The organism is Dactylosporangium thailandense (assembly GCF_059739745.1).
In genome coordinates this window covers 2,030,381-2,051,318 of the sequence record NZ_AP029195.1, presented here as the reverse complement: position 1 = coordinate 2,051,318, position 20,938 = coordinate 2,030,381, and the positions used below count along the sequence as shown (strand labels likewise).

At 73.6% G+C, this 20,938-nt stretch carries 21 protein-coding genes; 6 read left to right on the top strand and 15 right to left on the bottom strand.

The annotated features are described in order from the left end of the window. Positions 1-27: 27 nt before the first annotated feature. The 3 genes from AC6JBM_RS08980 to AC6JBM_RS08970 are packed head-to-tail and all read left to right on the top strand — an operon-like array spanning position 28 to position 2,700. Positions 28-873 (top strand): class I fructose-bisphosphate aldolase, encoded by an 846-nt coding sequence (locus AC6JBM_RS08980; protein ID WP_350622449.1) that lies wholly within the window; start codon positions 28-30, stop codon positions 871-873. A gap of 10 nt (positions 874-883) precedes the next feature. Further along, complete coding sequence (locus AC6JBM_RS08975) at positions 884-1,762, top strand: carbohydrate kinase family protein (RefSeq protein WP_497983125.1); 879 nt, start codon at positions 884-886, stop codon at positions 1,760-1,762. After that, entirely contained in the window at positions 1,759-2,700 is a 942-nt protein-coding gene (locus AC6JBM_RS08970; RefSeq protein WP_497983124.1) for a PfkB family carbohydrate kinase, read from the top strand. The genes AC6JBM_RS08975 and AC6JBM_RS08970 overlap by 4 nt, the downstream gene beginning before the upstream one ends. A 65-nt stretch (positions 2,701-2,765) precedes the next feature. Here AC6JBM_RS08970 and AC6JBM_RS08965 read toward each other — a convergent pair whose 3' ends face one another. The 4 genes from AC6JBM_RS08965 to AC6JBM_RS08950 form a co-directional block, all read right to left on the bottom strand. Next, positions 2,766-3,050: a DUF6959 family protein gene (locus tag AC6JBM_RS08965; RefSeq protein ID WP_497983123.1), complete on the bottom strand. Its 285-nt coding sequence runs from the start codon at positions 3,048-3,050 to the stop codon at positions 2,766-2,768. Between the two features lie 108 nt (positions 3,051-3,158). Beyond that, positions 3,159-3,395: a hypothetical protein gene (locus AC6JBM_RS08960; protein WP_350622455.1), complete on the bottom strand. Its 237-nt coding sequence runs from the start codon at positions 3,393-3,395 to the stop codon at positions 3,159-3,161. Positions 3,396-3,460: 65 nt separating this feature from the next. Next, positions 3,461-4,345: a hypothetical protein gene (locus AC6JBM_RS08955; RefSeq protein ID WP_497983122.1), complete on the bottom strand. Its 885-nt coding sequence runs from the start codon at positions 4,343-4,345 to the stop codon at positions 3,461-3,463. Positions 4,346-4,375: 30 nt separating this feature from the next. Then, positions 4,376-4,870: a SigE family RNA polymerase sigma factor gene (locus AC6JBM_RS08950; protein ID WP_350622459.1), complete on the bottom strand. Its 495-nt coding sequence runs from the start codon at positions 4,868-4,870 to the stop codon at positions 4,376-4,378. Between the two features lie 91 nt (positions 4,871-4,961). Here AC6JBM_RS08950 and AC6JBM_RS08945 point away from each other — a divergent pair, with 91 nt between their 5' ends. After that, positions 4,962-5,786, top strand: a complete 825-nt coding sequence (locus AC6JBM_RS08945; protein ID WP_497983121.1) for a hypothetical protein — start codon at positions 4,962-4,964, stop codon at positions 5,784-5,786. On the opposite strand, the gene helR is transcribed toward AC6JBM_RS08945, so the two are convergent. Further along, complete coding sequence (helR, locus tag AC6JBM_RS08940; RefSeq protein ID WP_497983120.1) at positions 5,770-7,890, bottom strand: RNA polymerase recycling motor ATPase HelR; 2,121 nt, start codon at positions 7,888-7,890, stop codon at positions 5,770-5,772. The genes AC6JBM_RS08945 and helR overlap by 17 nt on opposite strands. A gap of 178 nt (positions 7,891-8,068) precedes the next feature. Here helR and AC6JBM_RS08935 point away from each other — a divergent pair, with 178 nt between their 5' ends. Together AC6JBM_RS08935 and AC6JBM_RS08930 are read left to right on the top strand one after the other, a co-directional pair. Continuing rightward, positions 8,069-8,395 (top strand): hypothetical protein, encoded by a 327-nt coding sequence (locus AC6JBM_RS08935; RefSeq protein WP_350622465.1) that lies wholly within the window; start codon positions 8,069-8,071, stop codon positions 8,393-8,395. Positions 8,396-8,496: 101 nt separating this feature from the next. Then, positions 8,497-9,354 (top strand): alpha/beta fold hydrolase, encoded by an 858-nt coding sequence (locus AC6JBM_RS08930; RefSeq protein WP_497983119.1) that lies wholly within the window; start codon positions 8,497-8,499, stop codon positions 9,352-9,354. On the opposite strand, the gene AC6JBM_RS08925 is transcribed toward AC6JBM_RS08930, so the two are convergent. The 10 genes from AC6JBM_RS08925 to glgX all read right to left on the bottom strand — a co-directional run bounded on the left by AC6JBM_RS08925 (position 9,308) and on the right by glgX (position 20,938). Then, positions 9,308-9,631 (bottom strand): hypothetical protein, encoded by a 324-nt coding sequence (locus tag AC6JBM_RS08925; protein WP_497983118.1) that lies wholly within the window; start codon positions 9,629-9,631, stop codon positions 9,308-9,310. The genes AC6JBM_RS08930 and AC6JBM_RS08925 overlap by 47 nt on opposite strands. A gap of 732 nt (positions 9,632-10,363) precedes the next feature. Beyond that, positions 10,364-11,128 carry a hypothetical protein gene (locus tag AC6JBM_RS08920; protein WP_497983117.1) on the bottom strand — a complete coding sequence of 255 codons (765 nt, stop codon included), beginning with the start codon at positions 11,126-11,128 and terminating at the stop codon, positions 10,364-10,366. Positions 11,129-11,555: 427 nt separating this feature from the next. Beyond that, positions 11,556-13,313, bottom strand: a complete 1,758-nt coding sequence (locus tag AC6JBM_RS08915; RefSeq protein WP_497983116.1) for an ankyrin repeat domain-containing protein — start codon at positions 13,311-13,313, stop codon at positions 11,556-11,558. After that, entirely contained in the window at positions 13,300-14,148 is an 849-nt protein-coding gene (locus AC6JBM_RS08910) for a type 1 glutamine amidotransferase domain-containing protein (protein WP_497983115.1), read from the bottom strand. Before AC6JBM_RS08910 ends, AC6JBM_RS08915 begins: the two co-directional genes overlap by 14 nt. Next, on the bottom strand, positions 14,145-14,969 hold the full coding sequence (locus AC6JBM_RS08905) for an MBL fold metallo-hydrolase (RefSeq protein ID WP_497983114.1): 825 nt from the start codon (positions 14,967-14,969) through the stop codon (positions 14,145-14,147). The genes AC6JBM_RS08910 and AC6JBM_RS08905 overlap by 4 nt, the downstream gene beginning before the upstream one ends. Beyond that, a complete protein-coding gene (locus tag AC6JBM_RS08900; protein WP_497983113.1) occupies positions 14,962-15,735 on the bottom strand; it encodes a DJ-1/PfpI family protein in 774 nt (257 codons plus the stop codon). Before AC6JBM_RS08900 ends, AC6JBM_RS08905 begins: the two co-directional genes overlap by 8 nt. Beyond that, entirely contained in the window at positions 15,732-16,163 is a 432-nt protein-coding gene (locus tag AC6JBM_RS08895; RefSeq protein WP_497983112.1) for an ester cyclase, read from the bottom strand. Before AC6JBM_RS08895 ends, AC6JBM_RS08900 begins: the two co-directional genes overlap by 4 nt. 11 nt (positions 16,164-16,174) lie before the next feature. Next, positions 16,175-16,759, bottom strand: coding sequence for a DJ-1/PfpI family protein (locus AC6JBM_RS08890; RefSeq protein ID WP_497983111.1), 585 nt, complete (start codon positions 16,757-16,759; stop codon positions 16,175-16,177). Beyond that, a complete protein-coding gene (locus AC6JBM_RS08885; protein ID WP_497983110.1) occupies positions 16,756-18,891 on the bottom strand; it encodes an AGE family epimerase/isomerase in 2,136 nt (711 codons plus the stop codon). The genes AC6JBM_RS08890 and AC6JBM_RS08885 overlap by 4 nt, the downstream gene beginning before the upstream one ends. A 13-nt stretch (positions 18,892-18,904) precedes the next feature. Next, positions 18,905-20,938: a glycogen debranching protein GlgX gene (gene glgX, locus AC6JBM_RS08880; protein WP_497983109.1), complete on the bottom strand. Its 2,034-nt coding sequence runs from the start codon at positions 20,936-20,938 to the stop codon at positions 18,905-18,907.

The window sequence follows — 20,938 nt, the reverse complement described above, 5'->3', positions numbered from 1 at the left end:
GCCCGGGCCACTCAAGAGAGGCAAGACATGGATTCCCGTACGGGCAAGAGGATCAGGCTCGGCCGGCTGCTGGACCCGAGCACCGGCAAGGCAATCGTCGTGGCCGCCTCGCACGGCGTGATGAGCGGGCCGCCGGCCGGGCTGCGGACCCGCGGCGAGATCGAGTCGGTGTTCGCCAGGCTCGCCACCGCCGACGGCGTGATGGTGACGCCGGGCATGCTCCCGCTGGTCGAGGACACCTTCGTCGGCCGTGACCGGCCGGCCCTCGTGCTCCATCTCGACTGGAAGAATCACGGCCGCCGTATCTACACACCGGGCCAGGACGGGCGCAGCGAGGGCGTGCTCGCCCAGCTGGCGACGCTCGACGAGGTCGCCGCCGCCGGGGTCGACGCCGTCATGACATACCTCTACATCGGCCAGCGCGACAGCCGGCTGGAACGCGCCGAGATCGAGCGCAACGCCCGCATCGTCCGGGACGCGGCGCGGGTCGGCGTCGCGGTGATCATCGAGCCGCGCTCGGCGCTCGAGGCGGAGGGCGCCGAGGCGCTCGGGACCGATGTTCTCTCGCTGTACTGCCGGATCTCCGCCGACATCGGCGCCGACCTGGTCAAGGCGGTCTGGAACGGCTCAGTCGAGGCGTTCGCGCCGGTCGCGGAGAGCTGCTACGCACCGATCCTGGTCGCCGGCGGCCCCGGCGGCGACGACGAGAGCGACACGATGCGGCTCGCCGCCGATTCGATGGCCGCCGGCGCCGCGGGCGTGATGTTCGGCCGCCGGGTGTTCCGCGCCGAGCGCCCCGAGGCCGTCCTGGCCGGGCTGCGGACGATCGTGCACGGCGGCCACCCCGTGGACACGGACACGGCCGGGCGTTGAGGATGAACCCATGCTGCTGATCGTGGGCGAGGCCATCGTCGCGTACCAGCGCGACGTCACGGCCGACTCGGACGCGCCCTACACCGGGCCGTGGGCCAGCGGCTCGCCGGCGATCGCCGCGTACGTGGCCGGGCGGCTCGGCGTGCCGGTGAGCTTCGTCGGCGGCGTCGGCCGCGACCCTCTGGGCAAGGTGATGGCCGACGGCCTCGCGGCCGGTCACGTCGCCATCGACCGGCTGGCGGTCAGCGACGACGCGCCGACCGCCACGGCCTACATCACGTACCGTGGCGAGCACCGCGAGTTCGACTTCCGGGTGGCGGGCACGGCCGCCGCCCGGGTCACCGTCGCGGACCTCGCCGACTTGCCAGAGCGGGCGGCCTGGTTGCACATGTCCGGCTCGGCGCTGATCTTCGGCGAGCCGCTGGCCAGCACCGCGCTGACGGCCCTGGCCCGGGCCCACGCGGCCGGCGCGCGGATCTCCGTCGACCCCAACGTGCGACCGGAGGCGCTCGACCCCGCCTCGCGGGCGGCGCTCGTCGACGCGCTGCGGCTCGCGCACGTGCTGCTGCCCAGCGAAGGCGAGTTGGAGGCGCTCGGCGTCGACGCCGGGGCCCTCGTCGCGGCCGGCGCGACCGTGTGCACGACATCCGGGGCGGGCGGCGCATCGGTGGCCGGGGCCTCCGGCACGACCCACGTCCCCGCCCTGGCCGTGGAGCCGGTCGACACCGACGGGGCGGGCGACGCATTCGCGGCGGGCTTCATCGCCGCGGCCCTCGCCGGCGCCGACCCGGTCGCGGCGGCCCGGGCCGGTGTCCGCGTCGCCGCCGCCGCGATCCGCACCGAGGGTCCGATGACCGTGGTGCCCGACCCCGCCCTGCTCGCCGGGTGAGCCGCCTGCTCGTCGTCGGCCTGGCGACGTCACTGGACCGGTACGCGTGGCTGCCGCAGACGCGGCTCGGCGCGATCAACCGGCCCCGCGAGATCCTGGTCCAGGCCGGAGGCAAGGGCCTCAACGCGGCCCGCGCGGCGGCCGGGCTCGGCGTGCGGGTCCGGTCGGTGTCCCTGGTCGGTGGCGAGACCGGCCGCACGGTACGGGCGCTCGCCGGCGAACTGGACGTGCGGTTCGTCGACAGCGGCGCCGAGACCCGGCAGTGCCTGTGCCTGCTCGACGACGCCGGCGTGCTGACCGAGGTGTACGAGCCGGTCCCGCCCGTACCGCCGACCGTCTGGCCCGTCCTGCGCGACGTGCTGGCCGGCGAGATCACCGCGCTCGAGCCGGGCGACCTGGTCGCGGTGTCCGGGCGGGTGCCCCCGGGACTGCCGGTCGACGCGCTGGCCCAGATCGTGGATCTCGCGGCGGCCCGGGAAGTGGCCGTCGTCGTCGACTCCGACGGCCCGGCGCTGATTGAGGCGGTGCGGCGCGGGCCGGCGCTGGTCAAGGTGAACGCGCACGAGGCGGCGGCCGCGACGCACGGTGCGGCCGACCCGCTGGCCGCGCTCCGGTCGATGGGGGCTCATGCCGTCGTGGTGACCGATGGCTCCTCCGGGGCCCGGTACCTCGGCGACGACGGCACCCGGCTCGCCGTGACGCACGAGCCGATCGCCGGCGCGCTGCCGGTGGGCAGCGGCGACGCGTTTCTCGCCGGCTTCGCCGCGCACCGGCTGCGCGGGACCGCCGTGGACGTAGCGGAGTCGCTGCGCGTCGCCGCGGCAGCCGCGCGCGCCAACGCGCGGCACCTACCGGCCGGCGACATCTCCTGGGAGGCCGTCAACGCCGAACTCCCCCAGGTACGCGTCGAGCCCGGGCCAACCGGTACGTGCGTGTGAACACATAGGCGAAGGCGATCGAGGCCGAGTCGCGCGGTCAGCCCTGCTACTGACCGTCGCTGGGACTACGGCTCGTCGCGGACGTAGGGCCTCGCAAGGCCCTGGTCCGCCAGTGCCGACGCGTAGAAGCGCAGCATGTCGGTCATCTCCCCCACCGCGTAGTCGAGATCGTCCAGCGCCTCCTCGTCGTCGGCGGCGCGGCGCAACCGGGCGGCCGCGTCGGCGAAGGCTCGATGCAGCACGGAGAACGTGTCGCCCTGCACGTGGAGGCCCGGATACGCGCGGCCGTCCAGCCAGGTGACCGCGATGTTGCCGCCTCGCACGATGACGCGTGCCTGCTCGACACTCACCCGGCGATCATCCCATCGGAGGCGCGGAGCCGGGGGCGACACCGAGGTGGTGGCCGCCTCCGGTGCGGCGGGGGCGGCCCTCGGCCGGGTGGTGGCGGGGTGCGCCGGCTACGGCAGCGGGTGCCCGCCGTCGCCGTCGACCTTCGTGTCCATGACGCCGTCCTCGTCCAGGTCGACCATGGTGACGTTCACCTGGCCGTCGCCGTCGCTGTCGAGCTGGAACAGGTCGGCCTTGCCGTTGCCGTCGGTGTCGATGGCGAGGACGTCGTTGACGCCGTCGTGGTTGGTGTCGACGGCCAGCAGCTCGGTGCGCTGCTCGCCGCGGGTCTGCACGGGTTCGGTCATGGGCGGCACGATACGGCGGCGGCACCCGGGCCGGGCGACCCGGGTGCCGCCGCCGGTGCGGTGGCTCAGGCGACGATGTGGAAGGCCTGGTCGAGGGCGAGCGCGGCGAGCCGCTGGTCGTCGAAGGGCAGCTCGGTCAGCGGCGGGGCGGTGTTCTCCGGCGTGAAGTTGCCCTGCCGGGACTGCGCGACGTAGACGGTCGTGCCGTCGGGGTAGCGGTACGTCGACCACTTGTCGAGCCGGCCGTCGGTCTTGCTGCCGGTCGACAGCGCGACGGTCTGGCCGCCGGACTGCACGGTCGTGCAGGTGCCCGGCGCGGACCAGAAGATCAGGTCGCACAGGCCGGCGCCGGGGCGCAGGCCCGGCTCGTACACCTCCACGATCAGCTGCCCGGCGGTGGCGCCCTTGCGGATCTCCAGGGTGACCAGGTAGCTCCAGCGGTCCTGGCCGCCGACCTTGTCCTCGAACTGGGCCTGCACGATGTTCATCGGCGCGTCGGGAACGGCGGTGTAGCCGGCCGGCACCAGCGAGATCACGTGCGCGGCGAGGGCCTTCGCGGCGTCGGCCTTGCGGCCGGCCCGAGCGGTGCGGTCGCCCTGCGGCGAGCCGTCCACGCCGGTGGGCCAGACGGGCTTGGTCTCCCCGCCGGTCCCGATCGGCACCGGGCTCGGGGTGCCGTTCGCGCTGGGGCCGTTGCCGCTGGCCAGCGGGACGGGGCTCGGGGCGCCGGGGCCGGCGGCCTGCTGGGCGCCCGAGCCGGCGGTGGCCACCACCAGGCCGAGCGCGGTGACGATGGCGAGCACGCCAGCCCCGGCGGCCCCGGTGGCGAGCGTGCGGCGCCGGGCCGCGCGGCGGCCGGCCTGCAGGGCACCGCCCGGCGGCATGCTCGGCGGCGCGGTGGTGTGGTCGAGGGCGTCGCGCAGCGAGGCCCGGAACTCCAGTTCGTCCATGATGTTCGCGCTCTTTCGTCGCAGCGGTGGTCAGTCGGTGGTGAACGTCGGGCTCAGCCGGGCGCGCAGGGTCTGCAGTCCCCGTGCCGCCTGGCTCTTGACCGTGCCCGCCGAGCAGCCGAGCAGCTCGGCGGTCTCCTCGACGGAGAGGTCCTCCCAGTAGCGCAGGATCAGCACGGCGCGCTGCCGGGCCGGTACCGCGCTCAGGGCGGCCAGCACCGCGACCCGCTCCTCGGGCCCGGTGTCCACGGTCGGCGGCTCCGGCGGCGTGTCGCTGGTGCGCACGCGCCGCCACCAGCCGAGCCGCCGCTCGTCGAGGTACGTGCGCACGAGCGTGCGCCGCAGGTACCCGTCGAGCACCTCGTGCCGCGAGACCCGGTTCCAGGCGAGGTACAGCTTCGTGAACGCCGTCTGGGTGAGGTCCTCGGCCCGGTGCCAGTCGCCGCACAGCAGAAACGCCGTGCCGCGCATCGCGTCCGACCGCGCGGCGAAGTACTCGGCGAATGCCGTGTCCCGATCCGTCATGCGCTACTCACGGTCGCGGCCCTCCACCGGGTTGCACGCCCGGCCCGAATTTCTTCTGGCGCCGAACCCGGGCCGGGTGATCCAATGCGCCGTGCTCGCTCGTCACTGGCGCTGGGGCGCCGCCGCCGTCTCGCTCGCCACCGCGCTGTGGACCGCCTGGTTCACCGCCGGGCCCGTCGGCGAGTGGTTCACCACCGCATTGTTCCTCCTGGTGCCGCCGATCATCGCCGCGCTCATCGCCCCGGCGTGGCGCCCGGGGGCGGCCGTGACCGGGGCACTGCTGGTGGCGTTCGCCGGACTCGTCCTGTTCTCCACCGAGCGGCCGGACTCGCTGCGCCCGCCGCAGACCGACTGGCTGCTGCCGTACCTCGCGCTGGCCCTCGTCGCCTGGATCGCCGCGTTCGCCGCCCGGGTGGTCGCGGCCGGACCCGAGCGGCGCAGGACGGTCCTGCTCGCGGGCGCGGGCGGCGCCGTCGTGCTGCTGTGCCTGGCCGGGATCGTCGCGGGCGGCCCCGGCGGGCAGCGCCCCGGCTCCGGTGACGTGGACATCGACCGCAACGACCTGGTGCCGTTCCCCGCGGCCCTGCAGGACCGGCGGGTCGCCTTCGACTGCCGGACGGGCACCGGCGTGTGCACCGAGCTGATCGAGTTCTGGAGCGAGACCGGTCAGTCCCCGGACGAGGTCGCCGCGACGCTCGCGGCGCACCTGCGCACCCGGGGCTGGCCGATGGCCGAGGACCCGCGGACCGGACGGCTCACCGGCTGCCTGCCGATCCGCGGGGTGCTGCACTGGTCCGACCGGGCCTGCGCCGAGCTCGTCGCGTCCGCGGACCTGGACTGGCCCGGGGACGTCAAGCACCACGACGACGGCCTGGTGCTGGCGCTCGGGGCGGAGCCGCTCAGCTCGTCAGGATGACCAGCCGCTGGGTGGCACGGGTCATCGCGACGTACCGGTCGACCGCCCCCTCGACGCCCTCGCCGAACGCCTGCGGGTCGACGAGCACGACCAGGTCGAACTCGAGCCCCTTGGACAGCTCCGGGGTGAGCGAGCGCACCCGGTCCGTGCCCGGGAACCCCGGGGCGCCGATGACGCACGCGACGCCCTCGCCCCCGGCGTGCCCGGCGAGCCATGCGTCCACGATGGACGGCAGTTCGGCCGCGGTACCGTACGCGACCGGCACGCCGCCCTGGCGGATCGACACCGGCACGTTCGCGTCGGGCAGCGCGGCCCGGATCACCGGCTCCGCCTCGGCCATGATCTCGGCCGGCGTGCGGTAGTTGACGGTCAGCGACGCGAGCTCGATCCGGTCGAACCCGGCCCGCTCGAGCCGCTCCCGCCACGACTCGGTGAACCCGTGCCGCGCCTGGGCCCGGTCCCCCACGATGGTGAAGCTGCGCGACGGGCAGCGCAGCAGCAGCATCTGCCACTCGGCGTCGGTGAGCTCCTGGGCCTCGTCGACCACGATGTGCGCGAACGGGCCGGCCAGCGAGTCCGGGTCCACCCGCGTGAGCGCCGCCTCGTCGACGAGGGCATCGTGGAAGTCCTCGACGCGCAGCATCGAGACCAGCCCGGCACCGTACTCGTCGTCGGCGACGGCCACGATGTCGTCCACGACCCCGCGCATCCGCTCCCGCTCGACGGCCGCCTCCGCGGACTGCCGGTGCCGGCGCCGCACCGCGTCCGGGTCGCCGAGGCGCTGCCGGGCGGCGTCGAGCAGCGGCAGGTCCGAGACCGTCCACGCCGACGGTTCCGATCGCTGCAGCAGCCGTACCTCCTCGTCGCTCAGCCACGGCGCGCACTTGCGCAGATAGGCCGGTACCGAATAAAGATCCCCGACCAGGTCCGCCGCCTCGAGCAGGGGCCACGCGCGGCCGAACGCCGAGCCCAGGTCCCGGTTGCGGCGCAGCTCCCGCGGGTCGGCCTCGTGCCGGTCGGCCAGGATCTCGACGAGCTCGGCCCAGACCAGGTCGCGGGCCTCGTTGTGCGGGATGCCCGGCTCCGCCGCCAGGAACGCCTCGGCCCAGTCCTCGGCGGTGACGCGCAGGTCGGCGTCCTCGGTCGCCACGAGCGTCGGCCTGGTGGGCGGCCGCTCGTAGAAGCGCACCGCCTCCTCGATCGCGTGGACCATCCGCGCCGAGGACTTGAGCCGGGCCACCCGCGGGTCCGGCTCGGCCGCGGCCGCCTCGCCCTCGGCCACCAGGTCGCGCACCGTGCACGTCTGCACCCCCTCCTCGCCGAGGCTCGGCAGCACGTCGGAGACGTACGCGAGGTACGGCTGATGCGGCCCGACGAAGAGCACGCCGCCGCGGCGGTGCCCGAGCCGCGGGTCGGCGTAGAGCAGGTAGGCGGTGCGGTGCAGCGCGACGACGGTCTTGCCCGTGCCCGGCCCGCCGTCCACGACGAGGGCCCCGCCGGAGCCGGCCCGGATGATGGCGTCCTGGTCGGCCTGGATGGTGCCGAGCACGTCGCGCATCCGGGCCGAGCGGTCGCCGCCGAGGCTCGCGATGAACGCGGACTGGTCGTCCAGCGCGGCGTGGCCCTCGAGCCCGGCGGCGGTGAACACCTCGTCCCAGTAGTCGGTGATGCGGCCGCGGGTCCAGCGGTACCGGCGCCGGCTCGCCAGGCCCATCGGGTTGGCGTGGGTCGCGCCGAAGAACGGCTCCGCGGCCGGCGAGCGCCAGTCGAGCAGGAGCCGCCCGCCGTCGGCGCCGGTGAGCCCGAGCCGGCCGACGTAGACCGGCTCGCCGCCGTCCTCGGCGACCATCCGGCCCAGGCACAGGTCCAGGCTGTAGCGGCGCAGGGTGCGCAGGCGGGCGGTCAGGCGGTACACCTCCTGGTCCCGGTCCATCGCGGCCTGCCCGATCCCGCCGGGCGCCCGGCGCTCGGCGTCGAGCCGCGCCTCGAGCTCCGCGGTCACCTGCCCGAGCCGCGCGGCGATGGCCGCGAAGTGCTTCTCGTCGGCGGCGATGAGCGCCGGATCGTCCTTGGCCGGCTCGGACAGCGCGAACACTTCGGTCATGCGCGAATTCCCCCTTATTGGCACGAGACCGCCGATTCTGCGCCCCGACCGGGGCCTTGCCGCAAGCCCCCACCTGCGGTATACGCTAAGAATGGAGGAGCGATATGTGCTCCTCTTTTGCATATGACGGCTCGGCAGCCATTGATGGGCGCCGCTTGTTCTGCCGAGAATTCCGGCCATGAAGATGCGCCGTCTCCTGACCCTCGCCGCCGGCACCGTCCTCGCCGGCGCCGCCACCGTCGCCTTCGCCGCACCCGCCCAGGCCGCCACCGTCGACATCCCCTTCGGCCCCTTGTCCATCGGCGACTACTGCCACTCGCGCTACTCCACGGCATGGATCGGCTTCTACGAGAGCAGCGGGCTGCGCTGCTACACCGGCTCGAGCCCGCTGCAGTACGTGGGCAGCGGCGACCCGTACCTGGCGTGCAAGTACCTGACGCCGGACGTGGTGATGAGCGCGTCCCGCGGCGCGTCGGACGCCCTGGTCTGCCGCGTCATCCGCTGACCCGTCACGCCCGCCGGGCCGGGCACCGGCCCGGCGGCCCTGGTCTCGCAGCCGGCTAAACTGCTAACATCGTTCGCAGTTGCCGTACGCGAGGGGGAGGCATGCAGCAGCGGATCGTCGCGCCCGACGGGGCGGACATCGTGGTGCACAGTGTTGGCAGCGGGCCCGGCATCGTCGTGGTGCACGGCGGCGGGGTCACGATCGGGATCTACCAGCGGCTGGCGAACAGGCTCGCCGACCGGTTCACCGTGCACCGCTACAACCGGCGCGGACGGGAGGACGCCGGGCCACGCCGGGAGCCCTACACCTTCGAGCAGGACATCGACGACCTCGGGGCGGTGCTCGCGCACACGGGGGCGGGCAACGTCATCGGGCACAGCGCCGGCGGGTTCATCGCGCTCGAGGCCGCGCTGCGGCTGCCCATCCGGCGGCTCGCGCTCTACGACGCCGCCGTCAACATCGACGGCATGTTCCCGGCCGCGTGGCTCGACGCGGCGACGGCCGCGGCCCGGGCCGGGCAGACCGCGCGGGCCATGGCGCTCACCGGCGCCGGGATCAACACGCACTCGGGGACGTCCCGGCTGCCGCTGGGGATGCGGATCGCGATCTGCCGGCTGTTCCTGCGCACGTCGATCGGGCGGATGATGGGCGGGCTGCTGGCCACGACGCTCGACGAGTCGAACCAGATCCGCCTCGCCGACGGGCCGGCCACGCGCTGGGCCGCGGTGCGGGCCGAGGTGCTGCTGGCCTACGGGGCCGCCGGGCCGCCGTACTACGCCCCGCTCAACGCGGCCCTCGCCGACGCCCTGCCGCACGCGCGCGTGCTGCCCGTCGCGCGCAGCGGGCACGACGGCATCAACCGGGCGCCGGACTCGATCGTGGCGCCGCTCGCCGCGTTCTTCGCCGCACCAATCAGTGGATCCACGGAAGATCCGGAGGCATCTCGTACGTCACGCTGACGTCGAACCCCCCGTCCCCCTCGACCGTGAAGGTCAGGCCGAACCGGGACGGGCTGCCCCGGGCGACCATCGCGGCGCGCAGCGCGAGCAGCGTGTCGCTCAGCTCGTCGGTCCACGGATCGGCGAACGCCACCCAGCCGCTGCTGTCCAGCGGCCCGGTCGCCGAGTGAAACTCCATGCGCGCGCCGGTGTAGTGGTCGTCCACCTCGGCCAGCAGCACCGAGCGGACGGCCTCGGGCGGGGTGACCTTGCGCACGATGGCGACGATCGTGTCCACACACGAGATGCACGCGGCCGACACCTCAGACAAGGCTGACCCACATATCGACCATGGTCTCAGGATAGGGTGCGCCGGAAATCACTCGCACGGCAGGGCGCCGATACGATCCGCGACCACGGCGGGGGCTGATCGCGCCGCGCGGGTGCGGCACGACCGGGGCCGGCGCCGTGGAGCACACGCCGCCGCGCGGCACCGCACCGGACGGCGCGCGAACGCGGGTCCGTGCCAGCTTCCGAAGCGGCGTCGGCACTCCCGAGCCCGGCGGACGGCGGACGGCGGACGGCGGACGGCGGGCGGGCGGCGGCGAACGAGTCGCGATGGCCGGGCGCGTCGGACGGACAGCTGCGGACGACGGCAGCTGCGGACGACGGCAGCTGCGGACGACGGCAGCTGCGGACGACGGCAGCTGCGGACGACGGCAGCTGCGGACGACGGCAGCTGCGGACGACGGCAGCTGCGGACGACGGCAGCTGCGGACGACGGCAGCGGGCGGCGGGCGGCGGCGGACGGCGGCAGCTGCGGACGGCGGGTGCAGACGACGGCGGCGGGCGGCGGCGGGCGGCGGGCGGCGGGCGGCGAACGAGTGCGATGGCCGGGCGCGGCGGCGGGCGGCAACAGCGACGGCAACAGCGACGGACGGCGGACAGCGACGGCTGCGGCGAACGAGTGCCGACGGCCGAAAGCCGGACGGGTGACAGCCGAAGGACAGACGGTGGCGCGTGCCGGTGCTCAGTCGGCGAGGGCGGGGTTGGCCTCGACCAGCGGGCGCCCGTCGGCCAGCACCGTCCGCGCGGCCAGGGCGCGGACCAGGGCCCGCCCGCCGCTCACCGCCCCGTCCTCGTCGTTGCCGACCGCGGCCGGCGGCACCCGCAGCGTGACGAGCCGCCCGCCGCCGACGTCGGTGGTGTCCACGTCGAGCCCGGCGGTGTCCACCCGAGCGGCCGTGTCCCGCAGCCAGGTCGCCAGGGAGAACACCGGCAGCCCGCGGCGCCAGTGGTTCCAGTCCTGCCGCACGTGCACGAGGTCGATCCAGGCGTAGTCGGCCGCCCAGATCCGTCCGGCCTCGGCGACGAGCGCGGCGATGCCGGGCAGCCGCTCCTCCAGGGCCGGGTTCAGCAGCGGCTTGGTGCCGATCCGCAGCTCCGCCCGCGCCCCGGCCCGCCCCGGATCGGGGTCGCGCCACGTGATCCAGAGCCGCCCGCGGCCGAGCCCGAGCGCCTCGACGCCGGTGTTGCCGGTCGCGGCGAGGGCTTCCCGCAGCCCCCCGGCGGTCGCGTCGTCCGCCACGGGCAGCTGGCCGCCGCCGGCGGTCATCCGCACGGTGTCGGCCTCCCCCGGGAACACGGCGGCCAGGGCGCGCATGGTCTCGAGCAGGCGGCCGGCCCCCTCGGCCGCCGTCGATAACCGCGACGGCCCGTCGGTCCAGATCTCCCAGCGGTACGACATGTGCCCTCCGAAGCCCTCGTGCTCCCGCGCCGACACGGAACCCCGCACGGCTCGTGCCCCATGCCCGGCGCGGCGCGCGGCACCCGTCCCGGATGTGCCCGGTTCGGGCCGCGCCGCGCGCGGAGGGCATCGTTCGGTCCCGTACGACCTCCGCCAACCTATACGCCGCCCCGCGGCGACGTGTCGACCGGCTCGGGTCTGCGCTCGGCGCGGGCGAACTCGCCGGCGGTGAGCCGGGCGCGGGCGTAGGCCCGGGCCTTGTTCACCAGCCCGGGCCCGGCCGCGACAACGCGCAGTAGCGCGCCGCGCCGAAGACCGGCGGGACGAAGCCCGGCGGCGGCCGCCACTGAGGCGGCCGCGGTCCAGGCGGTTTTGGAATCGGATGCGCTGGATCGATGCGTGATGTCATGCCGACCTCCCCGTGTCTCGGCACACATCGATGCTATCCGACCCGGGCACCGCCCCGCCGACCCGATTACCCTGAGTGAGCACCCCGAGACGGATCGGCGGGCGCGCTGAGGGCGGCGAGGACGGCGGCCGCGTGCGGCCTGAGCACCGGGTCGGCGAGCGCCGCCGTGGCCCGGCCGAGCGGGGTGACGCCGGTGTGGTCGGGGATGTCGGCGCGGGCCCCGTGCGCGACGGCCCAGCGGATCTGCTCGAGGTGGCTGTCCACGGTGGACGGCGGGGCGGTGAGCGCGCGGTGCACGGTGTCGTCCAGGGCCGTCTGGCCGTTGATCGCCGGGCGCTCGTTGAGGGCGGCGGCGAAGGCGAGCGGCGGCATGTGCTCGGCGATCGCCCGCAGGCAGGCGAAGTGGTTGAGCACGGCGGCCCGGATGACGGCGTCGACGGCCATCGGGTGCCGCTCCGGCCGATCGGGGTCCGCGCCGCGGGCCAGCAGGTCGCGTACCACGCGCAGCCGGGCGGCGGCGGTCTCCTCGTCGGGGTCGGTGCCGGTGACCGCGGCGATGATCGGGGTCTGGCCGAGCGGGCCGCCCTGGCGGTTCAGGCCGAGGCCGGGCGCCGCGAGGCAGGCGGCGATGCGGGCCTCGTCGCGCGGGTCGGCGAGGGCGGCGACGAGCGCGTCGACGGGCGGGTCCGGCTCGCCGGCGATCGAGGCGAGGAGCCGGGCGCGGTAGGCGGCCTGCTCCTCGGCGAGCGGCAGGTCGGGCAGCAGGGACAGGATGGGCTCGTTGTGCCACAGCTCGGCCATGGTGCGGGCCGTGTAGCCGCGGACGTTGCAGGCCACGAGCAGCGCCGCGGGGTCGAAGGTCTCGAGCAGCCAGGCGACGAGGTCGCGGTGCCGGGCGCTGCCGAAGAAGACCGCCTGCAGCAGCACGGTGTGGCCGTTGACCGCGCTGGTCGCGTGGACGTGCTCGGGGTGGCGCTCCAGCAGCGCCCGCACGGTGGCGAGGTCGCCGTGCTGGGCGGCCCAGAAGACCGGCAGCGCGTCGGCGTCGGCGACCCGCAGGCCGGGGTCGGCGCCGGCGTCCAGCAGCATCCGGACCGCGGCGGCCTGCCCGCGCACCGCCGCCGCGCACAGCAGCGTCCAGCCCCGCGGGTCGCGCAGGTCCGGGTCGCCGCCGCCGCGCAGGTGGCGGGCGAGGGCGTCGAGGTCGCCGGCCCGGGCCGCGGCGAAGACGGGCCCGGTCAGCCACTCGGTGATGCTGAGCCGCTGGTAGAGCTCGTCGGCGGACATGCCGTCGTCGACGGGCACGGCGACCGGCATCGGGGTCATGCGCAGCAGGGACAGGGCCCGCATCGCGCAGTACCGCAGCCAGAGATCGCCATCGAGCGCGTCCAGCAGCAGCTTGCCCACAGTGGACGGATCACGCAGCGAGCACCCGACGCGCAGCAGGGCGCTCGCGGCGATGGCGTTGTCGAGCGGGTCCGGGCCGAAGGTGCCGTCCTCGCGCTCCATGGCCCGGAAGAACGCGATGGAGCCGTCCACTGTGGATCGGTCCGGCCAGGAGCACTCGTCGGCGACCGCGATCGTCATGAAGTGCTCCTCGCGGGTCGCCGCCCGCGAGGCCATCGCCGTGAGGGCCGGGCCCAGCAGGTCCCCGGCCCCGCCGACCATGTTCAGCCGCAGCACCGCCCCGGCCAGGGCCAGCACCGGTCCCCCGGCCGGCCAGAGCGCGAGCACCTCGGCCCGCACGTCGTCCGGGTGCGGCGTGCGGGCGCCGAGCAGCTCCAGCGCCTTCAAAGCGCTGAGGGAGTGATCAGACGAGAGCATCGGCGAAGCCGTACACCCGCAGGTCCTCCGTCAGCGCCCGCACCATCACCGAGCCGCACAGGTCGCTCTCGCCCACCGAGCGGCTGGTCAGGAACGGGTGGTCGAGGATCACGGAGAGCCGGTGCCCGACGTTGCCGTGGAAGCGCCCGTGCGGCCCGACCGCGTCGCGCAGGATGTACTCCAGCGAGAACGGCGGCGCCTCGAACACCAGCGGCGCCCCGTTGGCGCTCACGGCCCAGCCCGCGGTGTAGTCGTACTCCATGGTGTGCCCGGTGACGTGCCGCCCCTCGATGATCGGGCGCCGGTCGTCGAGCTCGCGGGCCATGGCCAGGCAGGTCACCGCGTAGCACTCGGCGGCGATGAGCTTGCCGGCCGCGTGGAAGCCGAGCACGAGGTCGTGCACGCGCGGGTTGTTCACCATGTCGACGATGGGGCCGCTGCCGCCGACGAGGAGCAGGGCGTCGTAGCGGGGCACGATCGCGTCCCAGGCCGCCTGCCGCCGGTCGTAGTACTCCTCCATCGCCGCGATGTAGCTGCCCGAGCTCAGGTACGGCCGGACGGGCAGCAGCCCGGCGAGGCTCTGGCGGTCCTTGAAGTACGTCTCCCAGTCCGTGGTCCGGGCCCGCTCCCCCATCTCGGGCGAGGTGACCGGCCGGCCGAGCGGCGGGTCCACATAGGAGCTGTCGAGGCTCCCGCCGTCCGGCAGCGGCTGCGCGCCGGTCGGGGTGGCGAAGTGCACGCTGATCCCGGCCGCCTCGAGCCGGTCGATGGGCAGCAGCAGCTCCTGCGCCCAGAACCCGTGCTCGGACACGACGCACAACACGTTCTTGCTCACGGGTTGACCTCCACGGTGGACGACTCGAACAGGCGCGGGATGAAGATGTCCAGCAGCTGCGGGCAGCGCCGCTGCGGGTAGGCGGCCAGCAGCGCCTCGCGGAAGGCGGCCGGGTCGTCGTGGGCCAGGCGCTGCTCGGCGAAGGCGAGGTAGTCGGCGTTGTGCAGCACCTCGGCGGCGTCGGCGACGGGGCCGTGCCCGGCGAGGAACACGTCGGAGCCGGAGGTGGCCATGACCCGCAGCAGCGCGACGGTGTTGGCGGCGTCGCGGGTGACGTACACGTGCGTGCCGCTGTAGACGAGGTCCTGCGCGATCGTGACGCCGTGCCCGGGCAGGGTCAGCACCAGCTGGGCGGAGCACTCGGCGTCGCGCACGACGTCGATCCGGTAGTCGACCCCGTCGACGGTGTCGAAGCCGGGCTCGGCCACGTGCCGCGGCATCACGACGGCGTCGGGGACCAACGGGCCGTACTGCGCCTGCCGCGCGGCCCGCTGCGCCTCCCCGGTGCGGCGCAGCTCCTCGATCGTCGCCTCGGCGGCCCAGACGGGCACGTCGGGGAAGGCGGTGCTGAGGCCGAACCAGTGGTCGACGTGGGCGTGGCTGAGGTACACCTTGCGGATCGGCTTGTTCAGCGCCTCCACGAAGCGCCGGAAGGCGATCGCGTAGGGCGCGACGAACTGCCCGTCGACGACCACGAGCGCGTCGGCGGTCTCCAGCACGTGCGTGGAGTCGGCGAGGAACTCGTCGGGCGCGGTGAAGGTGTGGACCGTGAGGTCCCCCCGCACGAACGAGGACGTGTACGGATCGGGCAGCTCAGGCATGGGCGCTCACCGGATTCCTGGCCAGGACCTCGACGAGCTTGGCGCCGAACGCCTGCGCCGACTCGACCGAGAGCCCGGTGACGAAGGGATGGTCGTGCACGACGCTGGGGTGCTCGCGGGAGGTCCTCGGGTCCGAGGCGACCGTCCCGTCCGGGCCGACCGCGTCCTGCACCATGTACTGCAGCGGGAACACGAACCCGCTCGTCTTGAGCTGCAGCCGCGGGTTGTCCGGGGTCGCGCGGACCACGTCGTACTCCAGATCCTCGACGAAGTCCCAGGCGTGCGGGTGCGCGGTGACGTGCCGGCCGTGGATCACGGAGCGCATGCCGTCGTCCGGGTCCCGGGTGAAGGCGAGCGCGGCGACGGCGTAGCAGAGCGCGCCGATCGTCTTGCCGGACTTGTACGCGTCGAGCACGAGCCGGTGCACGAGCCCGTTGCCGGCGACGTCCAGCGCGGACCCGGCCCCGCCGACGATGACGAGCGCGTCGTAGTCGTCCATGTCGGCGTCGCGGGTGCGGATCGGGTCCGCCCACTCGCCGGTGTCGAGGATCTGGTTGACCCGCGCCAGCAGCTCCGGCGGGTTCATCTTCACCTTCTGCATCGGGTCGACGAACTGCGGGTCCATGCTGATGACGCCGGGCAGCGGGGTCTTGCCGAGATAGGTGGCCAGCGTGAGGTCGTGCCCGGCCTCCTTGAGCGCGTCCCAGGGACCCTGCAGCTCCTCGGCCCACACGCCGTAGTTCGAGGCGATGACGAGAATTCTCACTGTTCCTCCTGCGACGAGTCCGAACCCTGCAACTGGCGGATCGCGGTGCCCCAGTCCTCGAGGTGGTGCAGGACCGACAGCCGCCCGTCGTCGCCGATCTCGTGCACGTCGATGGTCATGATGCTGAACGAGCGCCCGGTGTGCGGGACCATGAAGTCGCCGGCCGGGGTGCCCGACAGCTCGCTGCGCACGGCGATGTGGACGCCGTCGACGCTGAGGTGGAGGATCTCCACGTTGATGTCGGGCACCAGGTCGAAGAGGCCCTCGATGTACGGCCGCGTCTCGGCCTTGGTGCGGTAGCGCCCGTTGGTGTAGTACGAGCGCCAGTCGTCGGCCAGGACGGCGAACCCGGCGTCCCAGTCCCGCCGCTTGCTGCGGAACAGGTCGTAGAACGGTTCGATGAGCCGCTCCGCCGCTTGCTTGGTCATGATCCTCCCCCTCACACCGGCGCCGGGACCGCGGCCGCGACCCGGTCGATGACGGCCCGGGCGAAGAGGCCGGCCTGTGCGCCGGTGCGCCCGGTGACGAGGTCGCCGTCGACGACGACGTCCCGGTCGACGTAGCGCGCGCCCATGTTGAGCACGTCGCCGTACAGGTTGGGATGGCACGTCACCTCGCGGCCGCGGACGAGCTCGGGGGTCCGCGAGAGCAGCCACAGGCCGTGGCAGATGACGCCCTTGACGATCGTGGGCTCGGCGAAGGCCCGCTGCAGCAAGCGTGTCGCCGGCGGCAGGTCGTGCAGGTCCTCGCTGTAGCGCAGCCGGTCGGCGACGAACGCGCTGGGCACGATGACCGCCGAGTAGCCGCGCAGCGCCGCGTCGTCGAGGTCCTCGAAGGACCGTTCGCACACGAACGGCGCCTTGTACTCGTGCCCGGTGAACGTCAGCCGCGGCTGGCCCCACAGGCGGCTGAGGAAATGCACCTCCGCGCCCTCCTCCGGGAAGCGGTAGGAGTAGTACCAGATCTCGTGCTCGTAGAAGTCGCTCTCGATGAGGACCGCGATGCGGTGGCCGGCGAGCCTCACCGCACGAGCTCCTGGTCGAGCCGGCTGTCGCGCAGCTCCCGCTCGACCTGCCCGGCCGCGCCGGTGACGCGCAGCTCGACCTCGCGCTGCTGCTTGAGCATCGCGAGGTAGCGGGTCGCCTCCGGGTCGAGGTACACCAGCCCGGCCGCGTCGAGCTCGAGCCGCCGGCAGCCGTGGTCGAGCGCGCCGTCCAGGGCCGAGCGCAGCACCTCCATCCGCGGCGGGGTGAGGGACCCGGCGAGACTGATCTTCGCGGTACCGTCGCCGATGCGCAGCGTGTCGGCGCTGAACGCGACCGTCGGGCCGGTCAGGCGCACGCGCACCGTCTGCGGCTCGGTGCTGTGCGGCAGGTTCACCGTCATCGCGTCGGCGTCGAAGTCCGCGTGCTCGTGGCCGTCGACCCACACCTGCGCGATGCGCACCGCCCTGGGCGGCAGCAGGTCGGGCGCGACGCGCAGGGTCCCGCCGAACGCGCCCGGCCGCGGCGCGAAGTACAGCTCCAGCGGCTGGCCCTGGGTCTCCAGGTTCTGGTAGACGGCGGAGAGGTAGCACAGCTCGGCGCTGTGGTACATCGCCATCGAGTGCGAGCCCTTGCTGCGCTCCCCGCCGAGCATGAACGGGTTGCCGTTGGCGAGCACGTTGAAGTACACGCCGCCGGCCGTGGTGTCGAGCATCCAGCCGTTGTAGAAGGCGGCGCTCTCCCGGGCGTACTTGCTGTAGAACGGGTGCGCGAAGACCGCGTCGAGGATCTGGTAGGCGAGGATCCCCTGCTCCTGCTGCCACCAGGCCTTGCGGTCGTGCCAGACGAGCCGGTGGACGCTTTCCCCGGGCGCGGTGTGCCGCTCGACCATGTCGTACCAGCCGCCGCGCTGGCGGTCCATGCCGACGGCGGGCATGAGGTCGGCGATGCGCCGGGCGAAGGCGACCCAGTCGGCGTTCGGGCGCAGGTTGTTCACCCGGGTCAGGTTCCACGCGATCTTCAGGTTGTGCCCGACGATGGCCCGGTCGAGCTGCTGGCCGTACTCGCGGTCGTGGCTCCAGTCGCCGTGGAACTTCTCCTGCACGAACGGGCTGCTGTCGTAGTCCTGGAAGTGCGCGGTGATGATGTCGCACAGCTCGGCGAGCTCGTCGGCGTAGCGGCGCTCCCCCGTGGCCAGGTAGAGGTTGATGAGGTACGCCGGGATGTGGTCGCCGATCGAGTTCCAGTTCTTGCGGTCGGCGTTGGTGCGGGTGCCGTCGTCGAGGGACGGGCTGTGCGGGTCGAACGTGACCGGGTCGATGTGCGAGTAGTACCCGCCCCGCTCGGGGTCCTTGAAGTAGTGCTGGAACAGGTTCACGGTCAGGTCGATGATCTCGCGCAGGCGCGGGTCGCCGGTGATGCGGTACACCTGCGTGATGCCGGCGAGGGCGTAGATCTGCTCGTAGCACGGGATCGCGTCGAAGTCGTCGCCGGACTCGGAGGCGAAGACCTTGCGCTCGGTGCCGTCGGGGTTGATGACGAGCGCGTGGTACCAGTACGCGATCTGCTGGCTCCGGTCGATGCTGCACAGGTTGTCGATCATGTAGTTGGCACCCGCGACCGCCGCCCGCAGGTACCGCTCCCGCCCAGTCATGAGGTGCGCGGTGGCCAGCCCGTAGACGAGCCGCGAGACGGTGTCGGTCTCCTGGCGCGCGACCCCGGTCTTCGCTCCCTCCATCGACAGGTCGGTGCGGTAGGCGCGGTAGTCGAACGCGGTCGCGCCCGGGCCGAACTCCTCGTCGAGGTAGAAGTCGGCGATCCGCGCGATCTGGTCGACCCACCAGCCGGGCGCCTCGAACCGGAACTCGTCGGGCTCCTTGCCGAACATGAGCACGTGCTTGGCCTCGAACGCCGTGTGCTCCTGCTGCGGGTAGAAGATCCCGTAGATGTGCACCAGGCGCCCGTGTTGCAGCATCTTCCCGAGCTGGGCCGTCGCGTCGAGGTAGCCGTCACCGAGGTTGCGCACCATCTCGGCCGTCGTGGTGTCGGTGAGCGTGATCCGGTACGGGCGCCCGTCGGAGGTGTTCAGCTCGATGGTGCGGCTGGTGTCGTCGTAGCTGATGACGTAGCCCGCGATGAGATCGGAGAACGTGAAGTCGATGGCGTTGGGCACGGGGTGGCTCCTCTTACGCGTGGGACAGGAGCACGGCGATGCTGCGGCCGCGCAGGGTGTAGTGCGGACCGGCGACGGCCGGTTCGGCGCCCTCGTCGCGCAGGTCGTCACCCGCGGGCAGGGCGGTGTCGATGGCCCGCACCCAGCGGCGGCCGTCGACGGGGATCTGGAAGTCCAGCGGCTCCCAGTACATGTTCATCATGACGTGCAGGTCGGGTCCTCCCGCGCGGCCGCGGACGGTGCACGCCAGCGCCCGGGCCTGCGGGTCGGACCAGTTCGGGGCGCCGAGGTCGGTGCCGTGCCAGGCCGCCTCGTCCGGCGTGTAGAACTCGGGGGCGCGCAGGGTCGCGTGGCGGTCCCGGAAGGCGATGAGGCCGCGCCAGAAGCGCAGCAGTCCGGCGTTGCTCCCGGCCAGGTGCCAGTTGACCCAGCCGATCGGGTTGTCCTGGCAGTACGCGTTGTTGTTGCCCTGCTGGGTGCGGGCGAACTCGTCGCCCGCGAGCATCATCGGCACCCCGCGGGACAGCATGAGCAGGGTCGCCAGGTTCTTCATCTGCTGTTCACGCAGCGCCAGCACGCCGGGGTCGCCGGTCGGACCCTCCGCGCCGCAGTTCCAGCTCATGTTGTCGTCGTTGCCGTCGCGGTTGCCCTCGCCGTTGGCCTCGTTGTGCTTGTGGTCGTAGGAGACCAGGTCCGCGAGGGTGAAGCCGTCGTGGCAGGTGACGAAGTTGACGGAGTTGGACGGGGCGTGCCCGCGGGCCTGGTACAGCGAGGCGCTGCCCCCGAGCCGGTCGGCGACCTCGCCCACGAGCCCGGGGTCGCCGCGCACGAACCGGCGCATGGTGTCGCGGAAGCGGCCGTTCCACTCCGCCCAGCGGTAGCCCGGATAGCGCCCGACCTCGTAGGCGCCGGCCGCGTCCCACGCCTCCGCGATGATCTTCGTGTCGGCGAGGGTCTCGGACAGCTCGATCTGCCAGACCGCCGGCGGCTCGTCGAGCACGGCGCCGCCGGCCCCGCGGGTGAGCACCGCGGCCTCGTCGAAGCGGAACCCGTCCACGTGTATGTCGCGCACCCAGAACTCGAGGCAGTCCTGGATGAGCTTGGTGACGATGGGGTGGTTGGCCATGAGGGTGTTGCCGCAGCCGGAGTAGTCGGCGTAGTACCGCGGGTCGGCCGGGTCGAGGTAGTAGTAGTTCGCGTTGTCCAGGCCGGCGAAGGCGAACAGCGGGCCGAGGAGGTTGCCCTCGTCGGTGTGGTTGAACACCACGTCGAGGATCACCTCGATGCCGGCCGCGTGCAGGGCCCGCACCATGTCCCGGAACTCGTCGAGGTGCTCGCCGCCTTCGGGGTTGCGGCAGTACCGCGCGTGCGGGGCGAAGAACGCCGCGGTGCTGTACCCCCAGAAGTTGCGGCCCGTGTCATCGAAGTCCGCGACCGGCATCAGCTCGACCGCGGTGACCCCGAGCCGGCGCAGGTGCGGGATCTTCTCCACCACGCCGGCGAACGTGCCCGGGTGCGCCACCGCGGCGCTCGGCGAGCGCGTGAAGCCCCCGACGTGCAGCTCGTAGATCACCTGGTCGGCGAGCGGGCGGTTCAGGGGGCGGTCGCCGCGCCAGTCGTACGCGTCCACGTCGATGACCACCGAGCGCAGCGAGCGCGCGGTGTTGTCGCCCGGGCGGCAGGCCGCGTCGCGGTCCCAGCGGGCGCGGGAGACGCCCCTGGCGTAGGGATCGATGAGCGCCTTGTGCGGGTCGAAGCGGTTGCCGCCGCCCTCGGGGCCGGTCACGCGGAAGGCGTAGAAGGCCGGCGCCCGCAGCCCGCGCACGTAGCCGTGCCAGGTCGCGAAGCTCCGGTTGGTCAGCGGGTCGAGCCGGAGCGTGTGCGCGGGCCGCTCGGCGTCGTACGAGTCGAACAGCAGCAGTTCGACCCCGGTGGCATGCTCCGAGAAGAGTGCGAAGTTCACGCCCTCGGCGTCGCATCGGGCCCCGAACGGATGCGCTCGTCCGGGTTCGAGGGTCAGGGCGGTGTCCAGCGCCTGCGAGCTCAT

Coding starts and splice junctions, on each gene's coding strand:
- glgX (WP_497983109.1), bottom strand. CDS start 20,938: ATGAGCTCGCAGGCGCTGGACACCGCCCTGACCCTCGAACCCGGACGA.
- AC6JBM_RS08895 (WP_497983112.1), bottom strand. CDS start 16,163: ATGACCAAGCAAGCGGCGGAGCGGCTCATCGAACCGTTCTACGACCTG.
- AC6JBM_RS08935 (WP_350622465.1), top strand. CDS start 8,069: ATGAAGATGCGCCGTCTCCTGACCCTCGCCGCCGGCACCGTCCTCGCC.
- AC6JBM_RS08955 (WP_497983122.1), bottom strand. CDS start 4,345: ATGGACGAACTGGAGTTCCGGGCCTCGCTGCGCGACGCCCTCGACCAC.
- helR (WP_497983120.1), bottom strand. CDS start 7,890: ATGACCGAAGTGTTCGCGCTGTCCGAGCCGGCCAAGGACGATCCGGCG.
- AC6JBM_RS08930 (WP_497983119.1), top strand. CDS start 8,497: ATGCAGCAGCGGATCGTCGCGCCCGACGGGGCGGACATCGTGGTGCAC.
- AC6JBM_RS08975 (WP_497983125.1), top strand. CDS start 884: ATGCTGCTGATCGTGGGCGAGGCCATCGTCGCGTACCAGCGCGACGTC.
- AC6JBM_RS08905 (WP_497983114.1), bottom strand. CDS start 14,969: ATGCCTGAGCTGCCCGATCCGTACACGTCCTCGTTCGTGCGGGGGGAC.
- AC6JBM_RS08915 (WP_497983116.1), bottom strand. CDS start 13,313: ATGCTCTCGTCTGATCACTCCCTCAGCGCTTTGAAGGCGCTGGAGCTG.
- AC6JBM_RS08980 (WP_350622449.1), top strand. CDS start 28: ATGGATTCCCGTACGGGCAAGAGGATCAGGCTCGGCCGGCTGCTGGAC.
- AC6JBM_RS08960 (WP_350622455.1), bottom strand. CDS start 3,395: ATGACCGAACCCGTGCAGACCCGCGGCGAGCAGCGCACCGAGCTGCTG.
- AC6JBM_RS08950 (WP_350622459.1), bottom strand. CDS start 4,870: ATGACGGATCGGGACACGGCATTCGCCGAGTACTTCGCCGCGCGGTCG.